This is a genomic window from Tabrizicola sp. (assembly GCF_031377265.1).
Taxonomy (GTDB): domain Bacteria; phylum Pseudomonadota; class Alphaproteobacteria; order Rhodobacterales; family Rhodobacteraceae; genus JAUYQR01.
The window spans coordinates 1-1,970 of sequence record NZ_JANMET010000019.1; the positions used below are offsets into that span (position 1 = coordinate 1).

Consider the following 1,970-nt stretch of genomic DNA (forward strand, 5'->3'; position numbering starts at 1 on the left):
CCAATTGGAGAAAGGGCTGGAGCGATCCATGTCAGGGCTGTCCGTTTCGTCGGATGGTCGGCGACTGATCTGGGCGCAAGTAGATCAAGTCGGCAGCGACATCATGCTGATAGAGAACTTTCGTTGAGTGAGTATGAATCAGTCTGCACACCATCAATATGAATTCGGTTCGTTTCATCACAATGCGCGCGAGCGTTTGCTGCAACGTGACGGTGTGACGATTACGCTGACGCCGAAAGCGTTTGATCTGCTGCTGGCGCTCATCGAACGGCACGGACGGCTGGTGGAAAAAGAAGAATTGTTCCAGGCGGTCTGGCCCGACACTCTTGTCGAAGAGTCGAATCTATCCTCCAACATCGCACTGATCCGCAAAGCGCTAGGTGATGGCGAGAATGGGTTGAAGGTCATCGAGACGGTGCCAAAGCGCGGCTATCGGTTTGTGGCCGAAGTGCGGGAAGTGAAGCCTGCACTTGCGGAAGAAGAACTGCCGTCTTCCCCGACAATCCCCGCCGTGCCGCCAGTCCATCGTACGCGGCGGTTCGTCTTACCTCTGGCTGTCATCGTGGTTCTCGCCGCCGGGTTTGGCGTGTGGTTCCTCTTTCGCCGCACGGCTCCATTGCCGCCGATGGCCAGCACGCCTTTCAGCAGCTTTCAGGGGAATGAAATGCAGCCGTCATTCTCCCCCGACGGGAATCAGATTGCCTTTGTGTGGGAGGGCGAGCAACAGAACAATCAGGACATCTACGTCAAACAACCGGGCAATGAAACCCTGCTGCGGTTGACGACGAATCCCGCCGCTGAGCTTTGGCCGTGCTGGTCGCCGGATGGCCGGTATATTGCGTTTACGCGCGAGCGTGCGGACGGCGCGGAACTCTGCTTCATCCCTTCGCTCGGCGGCGCTGAACGTAGCATCACGCGACTTTCTCCCATTGCGGATGCGGGTATGTATCAGGCCAGTTGGTCGCCGGATAGCGAATGGCTGGCCATTCAGGATCGGAACGCACCGCAGGAGCCGCCGAAGATTTTTCTGGTGGCGCGCGAGACGGGAGAAAAACGCCAACTCACTTCGCCACCAGCGGCAGCGCACGCTGACCGCCATCCCGCCATTTCACCCGACGGCAAGACGGTCGCCTTTATCCGCTTCAGCAGCAGCGGCGTCGGTGATGTGTATCTGGTTCCGACCGCGGGTGGTGAAGCCCGGCGACTGACCTTCGGGAACACGAATGCGGCATCTCCGGTCTGGACGCCAGATGGACGCGACATTCTATTTCTGGGTGGGAGCACTTTGTACAGCTTGTCGCGTGTGTCTGCCGCAGGCGGGAAGGCTGTACCGGTTGAAGGGGTCGGGCAAAATCTGTCCAGCTTCGCCGTCTCACGTCAGGGGCAGCGTCTGGCTTGGACGCAAACCATCAACGACATGAACATCTGGCAAATGGAACTGAGCGAGCAGCGCAAGTCACCCCAATCGTTGAAGCCCTGGAAGCCCCTGATCGCTTCGACGCGACGGGATGCCAGCCCAGACCTTTCGCCGGACGGCAAACGCATTGTCTTTGCCTCGAATCGCTCTGGCCTTTCTCAAATCTGGGTGGCGGACGGCACAGGAGAGCATCCCGTCCAATTGACCACTTTCACGAATGGGTTCACTGGCTCGCCGCGCTGGTCGCCGGACGGACGGCAGATTGTTTTCGATGCCCGCCCCGCTGACAGCTCAGACATCTATGTGATCAATGCCGAAGGCGGCCCGCCGCGCCGCTTGACCGCTGACTCAGCCGAAGACGCCGTGCCGAGTTGGTCGCGCGACGGTCAGTGGATTTACTTCACATCAAAACGCAGCGGCAGCCCGCAAATCTGGCGGATGCCCGCCAGCGGAGGGCAAGCCAACCAAGTCACCGAGCAAGGCGGCGTAGACAGCTTGGAATCGCCCGATGGTCTGTTTCTGTATTACACCAAAGCGCGTTATGCGCCCGGCA

At 59.4% G+C, this 1,970-nt stretch carries 1 protein-coding gene; it reads left to right on the forward strand.

Going from position 1 to position 1,970, the window contains the following annotated elements:
• Positions 1 to 133 precede the first annotated feature (133 nt).
• A partial coding sequence (locus tag RMO18_RS01225) for a winged helix-turn-helix domain-containing protein (protein WP_309663411.1) occupies positions 134 to 1,970 on the forward strand: 1,837 nt, incomplete at its 3' end.